The following is a 19,708-nucleotide window of genomic DNA, read 5'->3' as shown; positions in this document are numbered from 1 at the left end:
CAGAAACGACCGCTCGTGCCGGCCTTTCGACGTTTCACTGCCACAACTATTGTGGGTGATTCGACCTGTCGGTGCCGAACGGGTTGTCGATGACGTACCGCCAGCGGCCGTCCGGCCCTCGCCGTGCCACGTCGGTAGCCGTGCCCTCCAGGTGCACATGCTTCCCGTCGGGACCCTGGCCGTCTATCGTCCAGTCGACGATCAACAGGGCGATGTCGTCGGCTACGTACACATGCCGTGGGCGAACGTCGATTGGTAGCCCCAGGCCGAGGAATTGTTGATTGGCCGCGGCCCGGGCGGCGCCGGTGACAGGTTGGCCCGGCGTGGCGACAAAGACGCCGTCCGGTTCGTAAACCTGCTCAACAGCACCGACGTCCCCGGAGTTGAAGGCTCGAGCGAAGACCAGCGGGTGTTGGTTGGCATCGTCGGTGAGAGCGACAATGAAAGGATGGTTGGTGGAGTCAGTTGGCATGCGGTCAGTCAAACCGAGCCCGTCGCAGGTAACCAAATGGTGAGCAACGGCTGGGATCGTGACCTCGTTCTAGACACCCGAGGTGAAACAAGACATCCGGAGCCGACCTGCCCGGTGGAGGTGGCCCTCGCTGCCGTCGCCGGCCGATGGACGACGCTGCTCCTACGGGAACTGATGCACGGGCCCCGTTCCTTCAGTCAGCTTCGGGTCGCACTGCCCAGGCTGAGCGCCAAGGTCTTGAGCGAGCGGCTCGCCACGCTGGCGCGGGCCGACCTGGTCGAGTGCGAGCGCCAAAAGGGCTTCCCCTCTCATGTCATCTACCAACTCACCCCAGTTGGCCGGACCCTCAAGCCACTCCTGATCGAGCTGTACCGCACTGGCGACGCGCTCCTCCGGGAGAGGGCGGCCTGGGGTAATCGGTCCGTTTCAGGGCGAGGGTGAACACTCCGGGTCCGTCCTCGGCCAGGGGTGGGGTTGACCATGCGGTTGAATTCGCGCGGGCCCGGCCGAAAGATCTTCAACCGGCACAAGTAATAGACCATCTCAACGTCTGCGGACCACCCTGTCCAGCGGCCGTCACTGTCCATGCTGCTACCCAGGAACTTCGTCGGCGGTGATGTCCGGACTGGCGTCGAGGCCGGTGGCGATCTGGGCCGGCAGCGGGTAGGCACGTTCGACCGGCAGGTGAGCTGCTGCCGCCGATTCGTCGCCGCGGCGCAGTAGTTCCCGCATGCGTTGAACAGTCGTGGTGATGTCCGTGATGGCCACCGTCCAGTCATCGACGTACCGGTCGACCGCGTCACCGGAGAGCCCAACCTGCAGCGACCGGTACGGCAGCGCCTTCAGCTGCAGCGATCGCTCTGGATCCCACTGCACGCGTACGGGGCTGGTCTTCAGCTGCCGCGACCAGGTCGCCTTGTCGCCGTGCAGGTCTCGGTCATAGCGACTAAGGCAGGCTCGCGCCAGCGCCCACTCAAACCCCTCCCGCGTGATGTCGATGGACAGTACGCGCTCTTGCCCTGGCTTGGTGGCCCAGCCGCAGCGGTACATCATCCACCGGAACGACGGCTTGATCCACGTCATCCGTTCTCGCTTGAAGGGAGCCACGAAACGGCCGGTTGTCACTGCTGGCAGCGCAATCTGCGGGGGATACGCCTGGTACACGGTGATGGTGTCGGTCGAGTAGCGGGCGCGGATCTGGTGGGCGGGAACGAGCACAACCGGATCCTTACCGATCAGGACTCGACTACTCCACCGATATGCGCGAGCGCGTGACCGGCGCCGCTCACGGATCGTGTCATCCGATGATCTCGGTGGGGTCAGTGAGCCATACCTGCTGCCCGACGGGGGTGACGGTCACACCGATGTGCGCGCGGTGGGGCTTGCCATATGCGCTCCACCGACTGTAGAGGTCCTCCACCTCGGTCCACAGCCGCCGTGGGCCGCCCTGTTCCACCATGCGGGTGGAGATGTCGTGGTACGCCCACGAACCATCCGGGTGGACAAGCCACTGCACCGGGCCGTCCGGGCGGTCGATGTCGAGGCGGGCCACATCCGGCAGCTGTAGCGCCACCAGCGCGGTCCACGCCTCGCCGTCGTCGGCCAGCGGGCCGGGTAGGTGGGTCTCGTGCCGGTCCCCGGTGGCCTGGGAGGCGGCGCGGACGAGCGCCGAGGTTCGCACGGTGGGGCAGGAGCGCAGCGGCATGAACGAGCCGTAGTCGTCGAGCAGGTGCCCGCTGGCCGCGCCGGTCTCGTCCACGGTCAGCCGCAGCAGCAGTCCACCGCCGATCTCGCGGTGCAAGCCGGTCAGGATTACCCCGCCGGGGCGGGTCTGTGCGAGCCAGCCCGCCGGCACCTGCGGCACCGAACAGGCGGCGATGATCCGGTCGTACGGGGCGTTGCCGGGGTGACCTGCCGCGCCGTCGGTGGCGGCCACCGTGGGGGCGTAGCCGACAGCGGCCAACGACCGCCGCGCCCGTCGCACCAGCCCGGCATCGATATCGACGGTGGTGACCAGCGGCGAGCCGAGCCGGTGCGCGAGGAGTGCCGCGTTGTACCCGGTGCCGGTGCCGACCTCCAACACCCGGTGCCCGTCGGTCACGTCGAGTGCGTCCAGCATGACCGCCATGAGAGCCGGTTGGGTGCTGGAGCAGGTCGGCACGCCGTCGATCGGGCCGTGGCGCCGGGACTCGTCCCAGCGGGCGTCGTCGCCGTCGAGCTGGGTGGGGAGCACGCGGTCGGAGTAGATCAGCTCCAGCGCCCCTGGATCGTTCGCGTCGACCGCTTCGTACCGGCTGCGGTCCGGGGTCTGGCGGAAGAAGCGGGGCAGGAACAGGTGGCGGGGCACAGCGGCAAACGCCGCCCGCCACGCCTCGGTGAGCCGGCCGTGGCCGGTCAGCTCGTGCACGAGCCGGTTGCGCGTCCGTTCGGCGGTGGCCGTCATCGTGTCTCCTTGGTCAGAGCATCGGCTATCGCGGCGGAAATGGGCAGCCCGGTGGTTGGTGTAGACCAGCTTTGCAGCGCCGGCCTCGGGTAGCACACCGGAGCCGAGCGGTTTGACGACCGCGGCGTCGTGCTCGCGCACGAATCGCTCGGCCGCCGCCGGCTCATTCGTGATCAATGTCGGGGCACGGACAGCCCGACCGAGCCAGCGGCGGCGAGCTGGGATGGCTTGTACTCGGCGCGGGCGATGTCATTTGGGTGGTTGAGCCACCTTGGGTGCGCGGCGAGCACCCCGCCCAGGCCCATGCGTGCCTCGCGGGCAGCCCAGCGGCGTTCTTCGTCGGTCAGGTGCGCCGGAAGCTCGAACGCCGTCGGGCGCCGGTAGTAGGCGCACCCGAGGTTGTGCAGCGGGGTGCGGCGGCCGGGGAGGCGAAGGCTGCCGTGCCAGCCTTCGCCCCACCGCGCGACGAGCGTCAACCGCTGCGGGAAGTCGCCGGGGTCGCACCGGAACACCGGCACGTCCCGTGCTGCCAGCTCCGCCACCACATAGTCGGCGGTTACGTCGTACGGCTGGGTCAGCACCAACACCGTGCGCTCGTCGCCCACCGGTTCAGTCCTCGGTGTGGTCGGTGTCAGAATCCATGCTCTTGCCCGTCCGAGGTACGCCCCCGGGTCTGCTGGCACGCCGCCCGCAAGGGCAGCGCCACACCTCCCCGATGGACGCTGTGGAGTTGACCCCGACGCAGCGTCATGGTTTGCGATGGTCGTATGAGCAAGGTGTCGTGGGCCTATTTGGCCTCCTACGTCCTATCCATGCTGGGCAACTCCATTGCCGGGGTGGTCCTGCCGTTGCTGGTCCTGCAGACCACCGGCAGCGTGCTCGCCACCGGTGCGGTCGCCGTTGCCTCGGCGCTGCCCGCAGCCGTCGCGGGGCTGGTCATGGGCGTGGTGATCGACCGGATCAACCGACGTACGGCCGCCGTGCTCACCGATGTGATCTCCGCGCTCTCGATTGCCGCGCTGCCCTTGGTCGACGCCACCGTCGGGCTCGCGCTCGGCTGGTTCGTGCTGTTCGCAGTGATTGGCTCGTTCGGCGACGTGCCGGGACTGACCGCCCGGGAAGCGATGATCCCGGGCATCATTCGGACCGGGCGGACGAGCGCCGAGCGGTTGCTGGGGCTGCGCGAGGCGCTCGGCGCAATGGTCATGCTGATCGGGCCGGCGACCGGGGCGGTGCTGATCGCGGCGTTCGACGGAGTCGCCGTGCTGTGGGTGACCGCGGCGACCTCGGCCTCGGCCGCGGCGGTCACGATGCTCATCCCGCGCGAGGCCGGCGTGGTCCCTGCTGCGGTGATCCCGGCAGACGGGGCCGCGCCGCAGCGGGTGGTGCTGCGCGATGGCTGGCATACCCTGCGCCGTTCGCCGTTCCTGCTGGCCACCACCCTGATCAGTGTCGGTGTGGTGGTGGTTCTGGCCGGCTTCCAGGCGCTGGTCCTGCCGGTATACTTCACCCTGCAGCAGCGGCCTGAGCTGCTCGGACTGGTGCTCAGCTCGCTTGCTGTCGGACTGCTGATCGGCGGCGGGACGTACGCCGCGGCGGGCCGCCGGGGCCGCCGGCGTACCTGGTTCCTGACCGGATTGCTGATCATGATCGTCGGCTTCAGCGCGATGGCGACGCTGGCGAGCCCGTGGATCGTGCTTGGCGCTGCGGCCCTGGTCGGGCTCGGCAACGGGCTGTTCGGCAGCCTGATCGGCGTGCTCATGGTCGAGCGAATTCCAGACGCGATGCGCGGTCGGGTGATGAGCCTCCAGAACTCGCTGCTCACCCTCGCCCCGGCACTCGGCATGGGCGGCGCCGCGCTGCTGGTCGCGGAGTTCAGCGCTCGGACCGGCGCGATAGTCCTCGCCCTCATCTGGCTCATCACCGGTGTCGTAGCGCTCGGCGCACGGTCACTGCGCGACCTGGAACCAAGGCCGGCACCCGAGGCCGAACTAGTAGGTTGACCTGGAGGAACGATGAACAGTGGCGAGATCGCCCGGCTGGCCGGAGTCAGCGTCCGCACCCTGCGGCACTACCACCAGGTTGGGGTCCTTCCCGAGCCGGCGCGGCGGGCGAACGGCTATCGCGAGTACACGGTGCGCGACCTGGTGCTGCTGCTGCGCATCCGGCGGCTGGCCGAGGTCGGCATCCCCCTCGACGAAATTCCGCCGATACTGGAGGCCGGCGGCCGGGCCCACGCCGTCCTTGACGAGCTCGACAGCGCACTGGCCGACCAGATCGATCGGCTCACCGCCCGCCGCGAGGTGATCGCCCAGCTTCGCGCCGCCGGAGCCGCCGCGGACACGCCGTCGGAACTGGCCGGCCTGCTTGCGAGCATCGGCAGCAGCAGCGGTCCGGACCTGCCGCCAGAGCTACTCAACCACGACCGCGAAGTGATCTTGTTGCTGCACCACCTCCTGGACAACAAGGGCCGGGCCGAGTTGATCGGGCTGCTCCGTCAGGCCACGGAGCCGGGCGTGCTGGCGGCCACCACCGCGCTGGCCGCCCGGTTCGCCGCGCTCGGGCCGGACACCGGCGATGAAGAGATCGACCGGCTGGTCGTCGACTACCACCTCGCCCTGGGCCAGCTGAGCGTTGACGGGTGGACGGATTTGGATCCGCGGACCCGTGCGCTGCTCATGTCGTACCAGGAGATGGCTTTCAACGACGCCCAGCGTGAGCTTCTCGCCCGGCTGGCCAATGTCGATCAGCCATGAACGACTGCGCGACATGCCCGCCCCAACACCAGGAGGGTAGACGGCCCAGCCCAACCCGACGACGAGGAGTCAAACTCTCTTAGGGATGCGGCGGTTACGGGCCGTACCTTGACGATGAGCTCAAGGCGGTCTTCGATTGGGCGGAGAACTTCTCTCCGGAATAGACCGCCCCAGCATGCGACGTCGGGCCACCCTTTCCGGATGGCCCGACGTCGTACTGCCGTTGCTCAGGCCGAGCAACTGGTGGTGGAGGTGGTGCTGCTGCAGGTCGAGGTGGTGGCCGACGAGGAGCAGGAGGCGAGGATCGCCTCGGACGCGTCGGCGTAGTCGGAGATCGCGAAGGTCTCCGACTCCAGCTCCATGATCTCCTCGGCGAGGGCGTTGAGGTCGGTGTCGTGCTCCATGATGGCTCCTCCCGGTCGGCGGCCGGCCGGCTTCTCCGGTCGGCCCACCGCAAGCACACCCCAGGGCGCTTACCGATCGTGTGGTGTCGCGGTCACACCTCACTGTCGCCCGATGTCAGTGGAATGACAGCGGCGTCGGCTTGGCTGACCCCATGGCATTCGTAGCAGCCGATGCCGCCGATCTGGCCGGCCCGCCGGTCGGTCGGGAGATCGTTGCCGCCGCGGCCCGCCTTTACCGCGACCTGCATGCGCATCCGGAGCTCTCCGGGGCGGAGGAGCGCACCGCGGCCCGCTTTGCGGCTGCGCTACGCGGGGTGGGATACCAGGTCACAACCGGAGTCGGTGGGCATGGCGTGGTCGGCGTCCTCCGCAACGGGGCCGGCCCGACCGTCCTGATCCGGGCAGAGCTCGACGCGCTTCCGGTCGCCGAGGAGACCGGCCTGCCGTACGCCAGCACCGCTACCGGCGTCGCCGCCGACGGCCGGACCGTACCGGTCATGCACGCCTGCGGACACGACCTGCACCTGGCCGCGGCGGCCGGCGCCGCCGCCCACCTGGCCCAGGGCCGGGACGGCTGGCGGGGGACGCTACTGATCCTGGGGCAGCCGGCCGAGGAGACCCTGCACGGGGCGGCGGCCCTGATCGCCGACGGCCTCTACGAGCGGTTCGGCCGACCCGACCTGCTCCTGGCCCAGCATGCCGCCCCGCTACCGGCGGGAATGGTCGCCCACGGCGCCGGCGCGATGACAGCCGGTTGTGTCACTGTGGACGTCACCGTACCCGGACGGGGCGGGCACGCGGCCACCCCGCATCTCTGCGTGGACCCGGTGGTGCTCGCCGCGAACATCGTCGTGCAGTTGCAGGCGCTGGTGGCCCGCCAGGTCAACCCGGCTGATCAGGTGGCGCTCACCGTCGGAACGCTTCGTGCCGGCCACCATGCGGGAGTCATCGCCGACGAGGCCGTCCTCGGGCTGACGATTCGGGCGTTGCGTGAGCAGACCCTGGACCGGGTGCTGGAGAGCGTGACCCGAATCGTGCGCGCCGCCTGTACGGCCGCCGGCAGCCCGCGCGAGCCGACGGTACGTGTCGTCTCGCGTACCCCCGCCTATGTGGGGGATCCGGCGGTGACCGCCCGGGTCCGGGACGCTCACGTGGGCGTGTTCGGGTCGGAGCGGGTGGGCTGGTGGCCACCGTCCCTGGCGGCGGAGGATTTTCCGCTGCTGGCCGCCGGGGCGATACCGAGTAGCTACTGGATGCTCGGCACGGTGGGGCCACGACAGTGGCGCAGGGCGCCCGGGGCCACCGCGGCCGAGAAGCTGGGCAGTCTGCCGACGAATCACAGCCCGGCCTTCGCTCCCAGCCTTGAGCTGGCGCTGCCGACCGGGGTGACGGCCCTGGTTGCTGCGGCCCGACCGCTGTTCGCCGCCGGCTGACCAGCAGCCCCCACGTCAGCGTGGGCGGGGTGCGGATCGGCGTCGGTGGGTTAGCTGGATGAGGATGGCGCCGGTGCCGATGAGCAGGCTGGCGGCGCCGATGGTGGTGGGCAGGTCGGGGCCGGTGATGGGGAGGTCGGGGCCGGTGATGGGGAGGTCGGGATCGTCGGGTGGTGGGTGGATGGTGATGCTGGTCGAGATGGACTCGCTGTCGGGGCAGGTGTTGGTGCTGGTGTAGCCGGCGGTGAGGGTGTGGGTGCCGGCGGGCAGAGTGGTGGTGTGGGTGGCGGTGGCACCGGTGGTCAGGGGCTCGGTGGCGAGGGCGGTGGTGTTGGTGCGGAAGGTGACGGTGCCGGTGGGGGGCTCGCCGGTGCAGGTGACGGTGGCGGTGAGGGTGACCTCCTGACCCGCCGTCGGGCTCGGTGGCGTCACCTGCAGCGCGGTGGTGGACGTCGGTGGCGCGGCCAGGGCCAGGCTGTGGCCGAAACCGCCGACGACGGTGGTGCTCAACGGCAGGTCAACCGCCTGGGGAGTGGTGCGGTTGGTGGTGCTCCCGTCGCCCAGCTGGCCATCGTCATTGATGCCCCACCCAAGGGCGGCGCCGGTGGCGGTGACCCCCAGACTGTGGGAGCGGCCAACGGCGATGGCGGTGATCGTGGTATCGGGGGGAAGGTTGACGGTCACGAATGTGTTGCTGCTGGTGTTGGTGCCGTCGCCGAGCTGACCGTAGAGGTTGTCACCGGCGGCGAGGGCGGTGCCGGCGGAGGTGACTGCCAGGCTGTGGAAGCGGCCGGCGGCGACGGCGGTGAACGCCGTGCCAGTGGGCGGACTTACGGTCACGGGTGTGTTGCTGCTGGTGTTGGTGCCGTCGCCGAGCTGACCGTGGACGTTGTCGCCCCAGCCGAGAGCGGTGCCGGCGGAGGTGATCGCCAGGCTGTGGAAGCGGCCGGCGGCGAGGTCGGTAACTGTCGTGCCCGGGGAGAGGCTCACGGCCACGGGTGTGGTGCTGTCGTTGGTGGTGCCGTCGCCCAGCTGGCCGACGCTGTTGCTGCCCCAGCCGAGGGCGGTGCCGGCGGAGGTGATCGCCAAGCTGTGGTCCTCGCCGGCGGCGATGGCGGTGACGGTGGTTCTCGGGGGCAGCTTCACCGCCACCGGCTTGGTGCTGTCGTCGGTGGTGCCGTCGCCGAGCTGACCACGGAAGTTGTCGCCCCAGGCGAGGACGGTGCCGGCGGAGGTGATCGCCAGGCTGTGGGAGCGGCCGGCGGCGATGGCGGTAACCGTGGTGCTCGGGGGGAGGCTCACCGCCACGGGAGCGGTGCGGCTGGTTTTGGTCTCGTCGCCCAGCTGGCCGAAGCGGTTTCTGCCCCAGCCGAGGACGGTGCCGGTGGACGTCAACGCCAGGCTGTGATTGTCGCCAGTGGCGATGCCGGTGACGGTGGTGCCGGGGGGAAGACTCACGGGAACGGGTGTGCCACGGTCGGCGCGAGTCCCGTCCCCCAGCTGACCGTACAGATTGTCACCCCAGGCGAGGATGGTGTCCGACGCGGCGGTGGACGGTGACAGTGTGTTCTGGGCGGCTGTGGGCGACACGGCGATCGCGGGCGACACGGCGAGCGCCTGCGTCCCTGCTACCGCCGTCGTGAGCAGACACCATCCGGCGATGGCCCATCGCGTCCAGCGCGCGCCGACGTCATGGACCGACCGCTGGCCGAGTTTCCGCATCGCTTCCACCTTCAAGTGGACAAGAGCCGCTAACAGGACAGGCGCTATTGTCAGCCACCTATCCATTCTGTTCGTGGAGAAATGCCGCAGCCACTGTGACCAAGACTGATGGCTGAGGTCCGGGCCGGGCGCCGGAGTCGCGGTGGATCACGCTGCCCCGGACGATGATCTCCAACAGCGGGGTGTCCGGCGTGAAGACCGCTCGCCAGTCGACCACGGCAGCGGCTACCCGACGACGGCTGCGTCTGCCGGTGAGCGCGGCCGACGCCGTGCTGTTCGCCGCCTCAGCGCGTTGCGCCGCCGCACCTCTCCCAGTCCTGCCGCCACCGCCGTTCATCCGGTTCGCCGGCGGCGGACACCAACGCCTCCAGTGTGCCGATCAGCCCGACGTCGGGCGCGGTGCCGGTCACCGCGACCAGCCGCCGGATCTCGGCACTACGGCGTCGGACGACCTCGCCGACCAGGTCTCGACCAGCGACGGTCAGGCTGAGCCAGGACACCCGGCGGTCGCTCTCGCCGGTCCGTCGGGCCACCAGCCCTCGTCGGACCAGACGATCACAGGCGCGGGTGACGGTGGAGGGATGGACGTGCAGGCTGGTCGCGAGGTCAACGACCCGGACCGGCCCCGGGGAGACGAGGAGGACCAGGATTCGGTACTGCGACATCGTGAGGTCGACATCGAGAGCGTCGAGGGTGCGGACGGTGACGCCGACCAGCGAGCGGCACAGCGCTGCCAGCGCGTCTACCAGGGGTTCGTCTACCTGAGGCTCGTCCACCGCCGTCGACGACCCCGTTGGCTCCACGTAGAGTCGCATCGGCCCATAGTTACACGGACACTCGCACCACGGTCGGGGTGATCATGGAAGACACCGGTTCCATCAGCCGGCGGGAGCAGCGGGCCGCGAGTTGGGAGCGCCTGACTGCGCTGCCGTTGACCGTTTTCTCCCTGGTGTTCCTGGCCGCATACGCTGCGCCGATCCTGGATCCGCAGCTCAGCTCGGCGTGGATCACGGTCTGTCAGGTGACCACGTTCACCACGTGGCTGGTGTTCTGGCTCGACATGGCTGTCCGATTCATCCTGCACACGCAGCGGCGACGCTTCCTCCGGGAGCACCTGTTCGACCTCGCCGTCCTGCTCCTGCCGATGCTCCGTCCGCTGCGGGCGCTGCGCTTGGTGACGGTGGTGCTCTCGCTCAGCCGGCGCACCGAGGCCTGGGTTCGCGGCCGGCTCGGCATCTACGTGGCCGCGACCACCGTGTTGCTGGTGGGGGTGGCCTCCCTGGCGGTCCTGGATGCCGAGCGGGCGGCGCCCGACCCGTCCATCACCAACTACGGCGATGCCCTCTGGTGGGCGGCCGTGACTATCACGACCGTCGGCTACGGCGATTTCTATCCGGTCACCCCGGAGGGGCGGCTGGTGGCGGTCGGCCTGATGATCGGTGGCATTGGGCTGATCGGTTTCGTGACCGGCTCGCTGGCCACCTGGATCGTTGACCGGGTGACCGGTCGGGACCGGCACCCGGCAGCGACCGCCGAGGACGTCGCGGCGCTGCGCCAGGAGATCGCGGCGCTGCGCCAGCAGCTGGACCCGTCGGCGGGTGCCGGATCCGCCGACGTGGTGGCCCCGCCGGTGCAGCCGGCCCGCACGACCCACACCTGACGGGGGACCAGCGGCGGATGACACCGTCCGGCGGGGCGGAGTGGCCGATGGCGACGCGATCGGGTGTTGTCCGGGCGTCCGGCGCTCGCGCCGCCATGGAGCCGCTGGTATGGATGGCATGGCCGACCAGCATTGGTTCTTGGAAGCGGTGGACCTCCTGGTGCGAGTGGTGGAGGCCGCCGGCATCCTCATCATCTTCGTCGGGGCGATGCTGGCGTTCGTCCGGTTCCTGCTCGTGGGGTTGTGGCATCGGCGGAGCCGGGCGTTCGTGCCGATCCGGCTGACTCTCGGCCGGTTCCTGACCCTCGGGCTGGAGTTTCAGCTCGCCTCCGACATCATGCGCACCTCGGTCGCCCCAACCCTGGTGGACATCTCCGAGCTGGCCGCGGTGGCGGCGATCCGAACCGCCCTGAACTTCTTCCTCGCCCGTGAGCTCAAGCAGGAGCGCCACGAGATCGCCGAGTTCGGCTCGCCCCGGTCCGCCGACCCGAAGCGGGCGGGTAAGGAGCCCACCACGTGAACACCCTGGTCGAGTACGCCACGCTGGCCTGTATCGCCGCGGGCATCGGCTCGGCCGCGGTGGTCCTACTGGTATCCCGGGATGGGCGCTTGGCCCTGCATGTCGGCCTTGACCTGTGGTTGGCCGCCAGTCTGCTGCGGCTCGCCCCGGCGCCAGTGGGGGAGAACCTGCTCTACGTAGTGGCGATCATGGTGATCCGCCAGGTGGTCCGAGTGGGTTTGACCGCTGGCGGGGGCCAACCCGGGCCAGCGGAGCGTGGGTTGTCGCAGCGCCCTTCGGTCCGCTAGGCGCACCGTCGTCAGTCGTCCTGCCGCCAACTGCCCGGCGTACGCGACGGGTCGTGCCCCAGCCCGTAGGCGGCGTGGATCTCGACCGCGCTCACCCCGAGCGCGTTGAGACCTCGGTTGGGCTCACGCTCCGCCCGGAACTCGGCAGTCACGTACTGCTCCCCTTCGACCGCGGTCGCGGGAGCCCAGCCGCTACTACCAAGCGCGGTCATGGCCGTGTGCACCGCCACCCACGGGCGGTGCCCGGTGACACCGACCAGTGCGTACACCCGGGTGAATGAAACGGGTCGGCTGATCTCGGCAGGACCGCTGCGGTCACAGGTCCGGCTACCGACCCGGTTGGCGAGTGTCGTGGCGACCTCAATGGCGTGGTCCGCGTTGCTGTTCGGCACGTCAACGACCAGCGCCACCCGTGCGGTCGCCTGTTCTCGCAGCCAGCTCTGGATCCACTGCGGGACCTCTCCCGCCTCGGCGTCGGTGCCACCGTCGGGATCCGGATCGGTCTCCTCTGACCGGTCGGTATCGACGTCACCCGCCGCGTCGGCATTCGCATCGACGTGCCAGTACCCGGTGTCCCGGAAGCGAGCGGCCGCGTCGCTCCAGGCGAGCGGGGCCGGTTCGGTGGGGCTGTCGGATTCTGGTGGCGCCGGCTCATTGCCGGACAGGAACCCACGGACGAAGTACCGGGTCTGCGCGGAGCAGTCGCTGATCTCACCCTTCGACACCCGGGTACGGATACCGCGCTCGGCGCAATAGGCGTACATCCGCCCGGGGAACGTGTGGGGGTTGCCGTCGAGGAGATAGTGCCGGCCGCACTGCTCGGTGTCGAACCACAGCTCGGGGTCCACGTCCGGCGGCAATGGTGGGCGAGAGGGGAAGGGCATCCGCGAAAGATAGACCGCTCCGACGGCGGTGCCGAGCGCTTTTCCAGCGTTGACCGCGTCATACCACGTCGGCGCGGCACCCGGGCCGGTTTGCCGGTAGTTCCGCCGCCGGTGCCGCTGCCGGTCGCACGATGGGCAGGTAGGAGCGCCGGCACGCCAGGTGCCGGTGGTGAAGCTACCGGGGGTAGCAAGGTGCAGGAGGTCGTGGCCTCGCCGGTGGAGGAGATCGGCGGGGTGTTGCCGGGGCTGGCCGAGCAGGTGTGGACCAACGCCCGGGAGGAACCGGAGGCGGTGCAGTTCGTCCGGCCCGCACCGGTGTCCCGCGCCTGGCCCGCGCGGCGCTCGGTGCGCGGTGGGGATGTGCCGGTGACGTGCGCCCAGTTCCGGGACGACGTGCTCAGCCTCGCCCGTGGCTTCCTCGCGGCCGGGGTGGGGCACGGTGACCGGGTCGGGCTGGTCAGCCGGACCCGGTACGAGTGGACCCTGGTTGACTACGCCCTCTGGGCGATCGGGGCGGTGTCGGTGCCGGTCTTCGAGACGGCCAGCGCGGACCAGCTCGGGTGGGTGCTGTCGGACGCGGGCGTGGTGGGCTGCGTGGTGGAGACCGCCGGTCAGGCCGAGTTGGTCGCCAGCCAACGTTCGGACCTGCCGGCGCTGCGCGACGTGTGGCAGATCGATGCCGGTGATCTGATCAATCTGGTTGGCCAGGGCCGTGCGATTGACGCCGCGGTGGTGGACGGCCGGCGCCGTCGGGTGACTGGCGGCGACATGGCCACGATCGTCTACACCAGCGGCACGACCGGTCGGCCAAAGGGCTGTGTGCTGACCCACCGTTCCATCCACTGCGACGTGAGCGCCGCGGTCTCGGTGTTGCCGCAGCTGCTCCACGCCGGGGCGACCACGGTGTTGTTCCTGCCCCTGGCCCACGCGTTCGCCCGGATGATCCAGGTCGGGGTGGTGCAGACCCGGAGCACCATGGTGCACAGCGCCGACATCGCGGGTGTGCTGGAGCAGCTGGGCCGGCACCGGCCGACGTTCGTTCTGGCGGTGCCCCGGGTCTTCGAGAAGCTGCACAGTCGGGCCCGGCAGAAGGCCGAGGAGAGCCACCGGGGCTGGTTGTTCCGGCTCGCCGAGCGGGTGGCGGTGCGGTACAGCCACGGCCTCGATCGTTCCTGGGGACCGAACCCCCTGCTCCGGCTCGCCCGCGGCGGGTTCGACCTGCTGGTGTACCGAAAGCTGCGCGCCGCCCTGGGTGGTCGGTGCTCCGCGGCGATCGTGGGCGGCGCGCCGCTCGGCGAATGGCTGGGACATTTCTTTCGGGGCGCGGGCCTGCTGGTGCTGGAGGGGTACGGACTCACCGAGGCCTCCCCGGCGTTGACGGCGAACACGCCGACGACACAGCGGATCGGCACGGTCGGACGTCCCCTGCCGGGGGTGCGGATCCAGATCGCCGACGATGGGGAGATCCTCGCCCGGGGCGACCCGGTCTTCCCGGGGTACTGGAACAACGCGGAAGCAACCCGGGCGGTGTTCACCCAGGATGGGTGGATGCGGACCGGTGACCTGGGAGAGCTCGACTCGGACGGATTTCTGCGGATCACCGGGCGGCAGAAGGAGATCATAGTTACCGCCTCGGGGCAGAATCTCGCGCCCGCCCCGATCGAGGAGGCGATCCGCGCGCACCCGTTGGTCAGCCAGTGCATGTTGATCGGCGACGGTCGCCCCTACGTCGTCGCGCTGATCACCATTGACCCGTCCGCCTGGGATCGCTGGCGTTCCGAGCACGGCCGCTCGGACGACGAGACCGTGGCCGAGCTGCGAGACGACCCGGAGCTGTGTGGCGAGATCCAGGCAGCCGTTGACCGCGCGAACGCCACTGTTTCCCGGGCCGAGCAGGTCAAGACCTTCCGTATCCTGCCGCGGGATCTCACCGAGGCCGATGGCGAACTCACCCCCATTCTGAAGATCAAGAAAAGTGTGGTCGAGGAACACTTCAGTGAGGACGTCAACGCCCTGTACCAGGGCCACTGAGCTGGGCAGGCGTACCGGAAGGGGTGCCATGGCAGCCGGCTTCATCGGCGCGGTGATCGTGCTGGTCGTTCTGGCGCTGCTCGGCGCCCTGAGCCTGCGGATCGTGCAGCAGTACGAACGCGGGGTGGTCTTCCGCTTCGGACGGGTGGTGCTGCCCGTCCGGGAACCCGGCCTGCGGCTGATCATTCCCATCGTGGACCGGATGGTCCGGGTGAGCATGCAGACCACGGTGATCGACGTGCCGGCACAGGGGGCGATCACGCGGGACAACGTGACCCTCAAGGTCGACGCGGTGGTCTACTTCCGGGTCGTGGACCCGGTGAAGGCCCTGGTGAACGTGGAGAAGTATCCGGCAGCGGTGCTCCAGATCTCGCAGACCGCGCTGCGCTCGGTGATCGGCAAGGTGGACCTGGACACCCTCCTCGCCGACCGGGACAAGGTCAACGCCGACCTCAAGTCGGTGATCGACGACCCGACCGAGGGGCCGTGGGGGCTGAACATCGAGCGGGTCGAGGTCAAGGATGTCTCGCTGCCGGAGGGGATGAAGCGGTCGATGTCCCGGCAGGCCGAGGCCGAGCGGGACCGGCGGGCCCGGGTCATCGCCGCCGACGGTGAGTACCAGGCGTCCCGGCGGCTCGCCGACGCCTCCCAGACCATGGCCAACACCCCGGGGGCCTACCAACTGCGGCTGCTCCAGACCGTGTCGGATGTGGCGGCGGAGAAGAACAGCACCCTGGTGATGCCGTTCCCGGTGGAGCTGCTGCGCTTCTTCGACAAGTACGCGCGCGGCGCCCCGACCGACCAGGACGAGACGGTGGCGGAGCAGGCAGCGGCGGTGGCCGGTGACGGGCACCGCCGCGACGACGGGCCGCGTCCAGCCCGGTGAACGGCTACCATCGGCCGCATGACCTGGCGACATTGATCCACCGCTGAGCGCCCTTCCCGTGGGCCACCGCGGTCGCCGTACCTCCGGCGTCCGCACTCACCCCACGGGAAGAAGCGATGACCTCCGATCCGACCCCACCGCGAGGTGGCCCGCACCCGGGCCCGATCGCCCCGCCCGACCGGCAGGTCCGGTCACTCGCGGCAACCCTCTACGGGTACGCGTTCCTGCGCGACCTCGTCCTGCTCTACCCCGTCTACCCGCTGCTGTTCACCGACACCGGTCTGACGGTGTGGCAGATCTCGACCCTGTTCGTCATCTGGTCGGCCAGTTCGATCGTGCTGGAGGTCCCCTCCGGGGCGTTGGCCGACGCCGTCTCCCGGCGGCTGCTGCTCTGCCTCGCGCCGCTGGTCACCGCCGCCGGCTTCGCGCTCTGGACACTCGTGCCCTCGTACCCGGCCTTCGCGGTGGGTTTCCTGCTCTGGGGAGTCGGCGGCGCGCTCGCCTCCGGTGCGTTGGAGGCCCTGGTCTACACGGGCCTGGACCGGCTCGGCGCGGCCAGCCGGTACGCCCGCGTCATCGGCCGGGCCCGCACCGCGGAAACCCTCGGCGTGTTGGCCTCCCTCGTGTTGGCGGCGCCGGTACTCGCCCTCGGTGGATACCCCGCTCTCGGCGTGGCGAGCATCCTGGCCTGCCTGGGGGCCGCCGCCGTCGCCACCCGCCTACCAGAGCAGCGCGAGCCGGCCGCCGGGTCGGGCGCCGACCCCGACGACGGTGAACCCGGCTGGTGGGTCTCCCTGCGGGGCGGCCTGGCCGAGGCGCACGCCGACCGGACGGTGCGCGCGGCGGTGCTGCTGGTCGCCGCCGTCGCCGCCGGATGGGGGGCGCTCGACGAGTACCTTCCGCTGTTGGCCCGAGACGTCGGGGCGAGCGGGCCGGCCGTGCCGTTGCTGCTCGTACTCACCTGGGTCGGGGTCGCCGTCGGCGGCCTGCTCGCCCCGGCGGGGGAGCGGCTGGGCCGTCGCGGGTATGCCGGCCTGATCGGTGGGTCCGCCGGGGCGCTCGCCGCCGGCGCGCTGATCGGTCACCCGGTCGGGTTCCTGCTGGTGGGCGTCGCCTTCTGCGGTTTCCAACTGGCCACTGTGCTCGCCGACGTCCGGCTCCAGGCGCGGATCGTCGGCCCGGCCCGCGCCACCGTCACCTCGCTCGCCGGGATGGCGACCGACACGACGATCATCGCGTGCTACGCCGGGTACGGCCTGCTCGCCACCGTCGTCGGCAACCGGGTCGCGTTCGCGGTGACGGTGGCGCCCTACCTCGTCGTGGCGCTGCTGGTGGCCGTCGTACGACCGGTCCGCCGATGACCCAGGCCGTGGATGTGACACCGTGCGCGCGGGCGCCCCCGCTCCGACCAGGACGAGGCCCGGGCGGAGCGGGGCGCCCCGGACACGTCAGACAGCCGATGCCGTACGCAGCGGTCGCCAGGCGATGACGGCGATGAGCGCCAGCACGACGGCGGCGGCCCAGAACGGTGTGGTGAGTCCCCACGCCCCGGCGAGCAGGCCGCCGAGGAGCGAACCGAGAGCCGCTCCGCCGAGATCGAGTAGCGAGTAGACGCTGCCCACCCGGCCGAGTAGGTGGGCGGGCACGACGCGTTGGCGCAGGGTTACCACGATGACGCCCCACACCATGGTGTGGATCCCGAAGACGATCAGAATGGCGGCGGCGACGAGTGGGGTTGTGGTGATCGCCAGGGTGACGTGGGTGACGAACTCGACGACGAGGCCCGCGCGGAGCAGGGTGCCGGCCCCGACGATTCGTTGTAGCCGTGGCGCGAGGACGGTGCCGACCAACCCGCCGACGGCGAAGGTGGTCAGGAGGAAGCCGAAGCCGAGGTCGGACAGGCCCAGTCGCTGCCGGGCGTAGAGGACCAGGGTGGCGAAGGCGGCGCAGAACGCGAGGTTCGCCAGCCCCATACTCACCGCGAGCGTACGCAGCAGTCGATGTCCGAACAGCCAGCGGACACCGTCGGTGATCTCCTCCCGCAGGCTCCGGCGCGGTGCCACCGGCGGGAGCGCGGGGATCGGCCGGATCGTCGCCACCAGCGCCGCGGCCACGGCGAAGGTCAGGGCGTTGACGCCGAAGGGCGCGGCGGCGGCGATGACGAACAGCCACGCCCCCAGCGGCTTGGCGACGAACTGGTTGGCGATGGTGAAGGTCGCCATCAGCCGGGCGTTGGCGCTGGCCAGCTGGTCCGGTGCCACGATGGCGGGCAGGAACGCGCCGGCGGCGGTGTCGGCCAGGGTCTCCCCGGTGCCGAGGAGGAAGAACACCGCGTAGACCAGAGCGACCGTGGCGGTGTCGGTGGCGACGGCGAGGGTCAGCGCGGTGAGTGCCGCGGCGCGCAGCGCGTTGACGGCCACCACCAGCTTGCGGCGGTCCAGCCGGTCCACGTAGGCGCCGCTGATCAGGGCGAACAGCAGCCAGGGCAGTTGTTGGACGAAGACAGCGCCACCGATGAGCGCCGGGTTGGTGGTGATGGAGGCGACCAGCAGTGGACCGGCCGCCATGGTGACTCCGTCACCGATGTTGGACACGGCCGAGGCGGTCCACAGTTTGGTGAAATCCGCGCCGAGACGCGCGGATACAAGGGCACGCAAAATAGCTCCTCGAGCAAGGGAAAAACGGTCGTCGTGGGAACGACCGCTTCGCGGCGAGGAGTGCTACACCGTGGGGTGCGAGCCCGTCGGTGGGACCGGCTAGCGCGCGGTGTGCTCTCGCGGCGAAGCGGTGACCGTGACCTTGCCCTGGCGCATGCCAACTCCTAACTGTGGATTGCGGGCAGGATAGCAGTGATCGGCGGGGATGCGAGCATCGCTCGACTGGCCCGGCGACGCCGGTGGTTGCCGCCGGTCCGGCCGGCGAACCCGACCGTGGGTGTGGCAGCGTGTACGGGTGCCCACCGTCGACGTTGACCTCGCCCTGGTCGGAGGGGGCGGCGCGGGCTCCCTCGTGCTCGCCGCCCTGGACCAACGGCGTGTGCGTGGCCTCCGGGTGGCGGTGATCGATCCGGTGCACCGGCACGGGGCGGACCGGACCTGGGCCTTCTGGGGCCGACCCGACGACGGGCTCGACCCGCTGCTGACGGCGAGCTGGTCCCAGGTGGAGGTGACGACCCCCGAGCGGCACCGCGTGCTCGACCTCGCCCCACTGCGGTACGCGATGCTTCGCTCGGCCCCCGTCTACGAGCGGGCCGCCCGCGCCGAGCGGCGGCTCGGCGCGGTCCGCGTCGGCGCCCCGGCCGAGGCGGTCGAGGACGACGGCGACCGGGTCGCCGTCCACGCCGGCGGATCGACGCTACGGGCATCCTGGGTCCTCGACTCCCGGCCGCGCCCACCCCGGCGGGCCGGGCGTACCAACTGGTTGCAGCACTTCCGTGGCTGGTGGCTCGAGGCTGACCGGCCGCTCTTCGACCCGGGTCGGGCGGTGCTGATGGACTTCCGCACCCCGCAGCCGATCCGGGGGGTCTCGTTCGGGTACGTGCTGCCGGTCAACGACCGGTACGCGTTGGTCGAGTACACCGAGTTCACCCCCGGCCTGCTCACCGACGCCGGCTACGACGCGGCGTTGGCCGGGTACCGGGACCGGCTCGGGCTGGACCCGGCCCGGCTACGAGTGCGGGAGGTGGAGAACGGGGTGATCCCGATGACCGACGGTCCGTTCCACCCGCGGCCCTCGCCCCGGGTGGTCCGCCTCGGCACCGGGGGTGGCGCCACCCGACCCTCCACCGGCTTCACCTTCGCCGCCATGCACCGGCAGGCGGGGCAGATCGCCGATGCCCTCGCCGAGGGGCGGGCGCCGGTGCCGGCACCCGCGTACCCCCGCCGGCACCGGTGGCTGGACGCGGTCGCGCTGCGCGCGTTGGACCGTGGCCCGCTGGCCGGCCCCGACTTCTTCGACCGGCTCTTCGACCGCAACCCGGCCGAGCGGGTGCTGCGTTTCCTGGACGGGACCACCAGCCCGGCCGAGGAGGTCGCGCTGATGGGCACCACCCCGCTGGCACCGATGCTCACCGCCACCGCCGGTGACGCCGCCGCCCGGCTGCGGGACCGGCTCCGGCCGTGGCGGCGTCCCGCCGCCGGGCAGATCCCGCCGCCGGTCACCGGCGCGACGCGGCGCTCCCAGCCGGGCGGGTGACCGACGCCGCTGGACG

At 70.7% G+C, this 19,708-nt stretch carries 19 protein-coding genes and 2 pseudogenes; 11 read left to right on the top strand and 10 right to left on the bottom strand.

The window, feature by feature from the left end:
• Positions 1-46: 46 nt before the first annotated feature.
• A complete protein-coding gene (locus tag SALPAC4_RS0122590) occupies positions 47-472 on the bottom strand; it encodes a YybH family protein (RefSeq protein ID WP_019872295.1) in 426 nt (141 codons plus the stop codon).
• Between the two features lie 114 nt (positions 473-586).
• On the opposite strand from SALPAC4_RS0122590, the gene SALPAC4_RS0122585 reads away from it, so the two are divergent.
• The gene (locus tag SALPAC4_RS0122585; RefSeq protein ID WP_019872294.1) at positions 587-913 is read left to right on the top strand and encodes a winged helix-turn-helix transcriptional regulator; all 327 of its coding nucleotides are present in this window, start codon (positions 587-589) and stop codon (positions 911-913) included.
• A 150-nt stretch (positions 914-1,063) separates the two neighbouring features.
• Here the strand turns inward: SALPAC4_RS0122585 and SALPAC4_RS0122580 are convergent, their stop codons facing one another.
• From SALPAC4_RS0122580 to SALPAC4_RS27580, 3 genes and pseudogenes are all read right to left on the bottom strand, one after another.
• Complete coding sequence (locus SALPAC4_RS0122580; RefSeq protein WP_019872293.1) at positions 1,064-1,690, bottom strand: DUF4291 domain-containing protein; 627 nt, start codon at positions 1,688-1,690, stop codon at positions 1,064-1,066.
• A 79-nt stretch (positions 1,691-1,769) separates the two neighbouring features.
• Positions 1,770-2,915 carry an ATP-grasp peptide maturase system methyltransferase gene (tgmC, locus tag SALPAC4_RS0122575; RefSeq protein ID WP_027645062.1) on the bottom strand — a complete coding sequence of 382 codons (1,146 nt, stop codon included), beginning with the start codon at positions 2,913-2,915 and terminating at the stop codon, positions 1,770-1,772.
• Between the two features lie 54 nt (positions 2,916-2,969).
• A pseudogene (locus tag SALPAC4_RS27580) lies at positions 2,970-3,520 on the bottom strand (MvdC/MvdD family ATP grasp protein); the annotation flags it as partial.
• 162 nt (positions 3,521-3,682) lie between these two features.
• On the opposite strand from SALPAC4_RS27580, the gene SALPAC4_RS0122565 reads away from it, so the two are divergent.
• Complete coding sequence (locus SALPAC4_RS0122565; protein ID WP_019872290.1) at positions 3,683-4,918, top strand: MFS transporter; 1,236 nt, start codon at positions 3,683-3,685, stop codon at positions 4,916-4,918.
• 12 nt (positions 4,919-4,930) lie between these two features.
• Positions 4,931-5,671, top strand: coding sequence for a MerR family transcriptional regulator (locus SALPAC4_RS0122560; RefSeq protein ID WP_019872289.1), 741 nt, complete (start codon positions 4,931-4,933; stop codon positions 5,669-5,671).
• Positions 5,672-5,898: 227 nt separating this feature from the next.
• Here the strand turns inward: SALPAC4_RS0122560 and SALPAC4_RS0122555 are convergent, their stop codons facing one another.
• Entirely contained in the window at positions 5,899-6,075 is a 177-nt protein-coding gene (locus tag SALPAC4_RS0122555; RefSeq protein WP_018215603.1) for a thiazolylpeptide-type bacteriocin, read from the bottom strand.
• A 152-nt stretch (positions 6,076-6,227) separates the two neighbouring features.
• Between SALPAC4_RS0122555 and SALPAC4_RS0122550 the strand changes: the two genes are divergently transcribed.
• Positions 6,228-7,508, top strand: a complete 1,281-nt coding sequence (locus SALPAC4_RS0122550) for an amidohydrolase (RefSeq protein ID WP_019872287.1) — start codon at positions 6,228-6,230, stop codon at positions 7,506-7,508.
• A 15-nt stretch (positions 7,509-7,523) separates the two neighbouring features.
• On the opposite strand, the gene SALPAC4_RS0122545 is transcribed toward SALPAC4_RS0122550, so the two are convergent.
• From SALPAC4_RS0122545 to SALPAC4_RS0122540, 3 genes and pseudogenes are all read right to left on the bottom strand, one after another.
• On the bottom strand, positions 7,524-9,230 hold the full coding sequence (locus SALPAC4_RS0122545) for an RCC1 domain-containing protein (protein ID WP_027645004.1): 1,707 nt from the start codon (positions 9,228-9,230) through the stop codon (positions 7,524-7,526).
• A gap of 61 nt (positions 9,231-9,291) precedes the next feature.
• Positions 9,292-9,447, bottom strand: a pseudogene (locus SALPAC4_RS29195) (DUF421 domain-containing protein); the annotation flags it as partial.
• Positions 9,448-9,514: 67 nt separating this feature from the next.
• Positions 9,515-10,045: a MarR family winged helix-turn-helix transcriptional regulator gene (locus SALPAC4_RS0122540; protein WP_019872284.1), complete on the bottom strand. Its 531-nt coding sequence runs from the start codon at positions 10,043-10,045 to the stop codon at positions 9,515-9,517.
• A 38-nt stretch (positions 10,046-10,083) separates the two neighbouring features.
• Between SALPAC4_RS0122540 and SALPAC4_RS0122535 the strand changes: the two genes are divergently transcribed.
• The 3 genes from SALPAC4_RS0122535 to SALPAC4_RS0122525 all read left to right on the top strand — a co-directional run bounded on the left by SALPAC4_RS0122535 (position 10,084) and on the right by SALPAC4_RS0122525 (position 11,697).
• On the top strand, positions 10,084-10,890 hold the full coding sequence (locus tag SALPAC4_RS0122535; RefSeq protein WP_018732284.1) for a potassium channel family protein: 807 nt from the start codon (positions 10,084-10,086) through the stop codon (positions 10,888-10,890).
• 109 nt (positions 10,891-10,999) lie between these two features.
• Complete coding sequence (locus tag SALPAC4_RS0122530; RefSeq protein ID WP_019872283.1) at positions 11,000-11,410, top strand: DUF1622 domain-containing protein; 411 nt, start codon at positions 11,000-11,002, stop codon at positions 11,408-11,410.
• Complete coding sequence (locus SALPAC4_RS0122525) at positions 11,407-11,697, top strand: hypothetical protein (RefSeq protein ID WP_018819269.1); 291 nt, start codon at positions 11,407-11,409, stop codon at positions 11,695-11,697. Before SALPAC4_RS0122530 ends, SALPAC4_RS0122525 begins: the two co-directional genes overlap by 4 nt.
• Positions 11,698-11,708: 11 nt before the next feature.
• Here SALPAC4_RS0122525 and SALPAC4_RS0122520 read toward each other — a convergent pair whose 3' ends face one another.
• Positions 11,709-12,581: a hypothetical protein gene (locus tag SALPAC4_RS0122520; protein WP_027645003.1), complete on the bottom strand. Its 873-nt coding sequence runs from the start codon at positions 12,579-12,581 to the stop codon at positions 11,709-11,711.
• A gap of 192 nt (positions 12,582-12,773) precedes the next feature.
• Here SALPAC4_RS0122520 and SALPAC4_RS0122515 point away from each other — a divergent pair, with 192 nt between their 5' ends.
• The 3 genes from SALPAC4_RS0122515 (at position 12,774) to SALPAC4_RS0122505 (ending at position 16,859) form a co-directional block, all read left to right on the top strand.
• Entirely contained in the window at positions 12,774-14,612 is a 1,839-nt protein-coding gene (locus SALPAC4_RS0122515; protein WP_019872281.1) for an AMP-dependent synthetase/ligase, read from the top strand.
• Between the two features lie 28 nt (positions 14,613-14,640).
• Complete coding sequence (locus SALPAC4_RS0122510; RefSeq protein ID WP_018742425.1) at positions 14,641-15,498, top strand: slipin family protein; 858 nt, start codon at positions 14,641-14,643, stop codon at positions 15,496-15,498.
• A 116-nt stretch (positions 15,499-15,614) separates the two neighbouring features.
• Positions 15,615-16,859, top strand: coding sequence for an MFS transporter (locus SALPAC4_RS0122505; RefSeq protein WP_019872280.1), 1,245 nt, complete (start codon positions 15,615-15,617; stop codon positions 16,857-16,859).
• An 87-nt stretch (positions 16,860-16,946) separates the two neighbouring features.
• Here the strand turns inward: SALPAC4_RS0122505 and SALPAC4_RS0122500 are convergent, their stop codons facing one another.
• Complete coding sequence (locus SALPAC4_RS0122500; protein WP_027645002.1) at positions 16,947-18,155, bottom strand: MFS transporter; 1,209 nt, start codon at positions 18,153-18,155, stop codon at positions 16,947-16,949.
• A gap of 205 nt (positions 18,156-18,360) precedes the next feature.
• On the opposite strand from SALPAC4_RS0122500, the gene SALPAC4_RS0122495 reads away from it, so the two are divergent.
• Positions 18,361-19,692, top strand: coding sequence for a lycopene cyclase family protein (locus SALPAC4_RS0122495; protein ID WP_019872276.1), 1,332 nt, complete (start codon positions 18,361-18,363; stop codon positions 19,690-19,692).
• Positions 19,693-19,708 lie beyond the last annotated feature (16 nt).

It is taken from the genome of Salinispora oceanensis (genome assembly GCF_000383575.1).
GTDB lineage: Bacteria > Actinomycetota > Actinomycetes > Mycobacteriales > Micromonosporaceae > Micromonospora > Micromonospora oceanensis.
The sequence above is the reverse complement of the archived record's forward strand: the minus strand, read 5'-3'. Positions and strand labels throughout refer to the sequence as shown.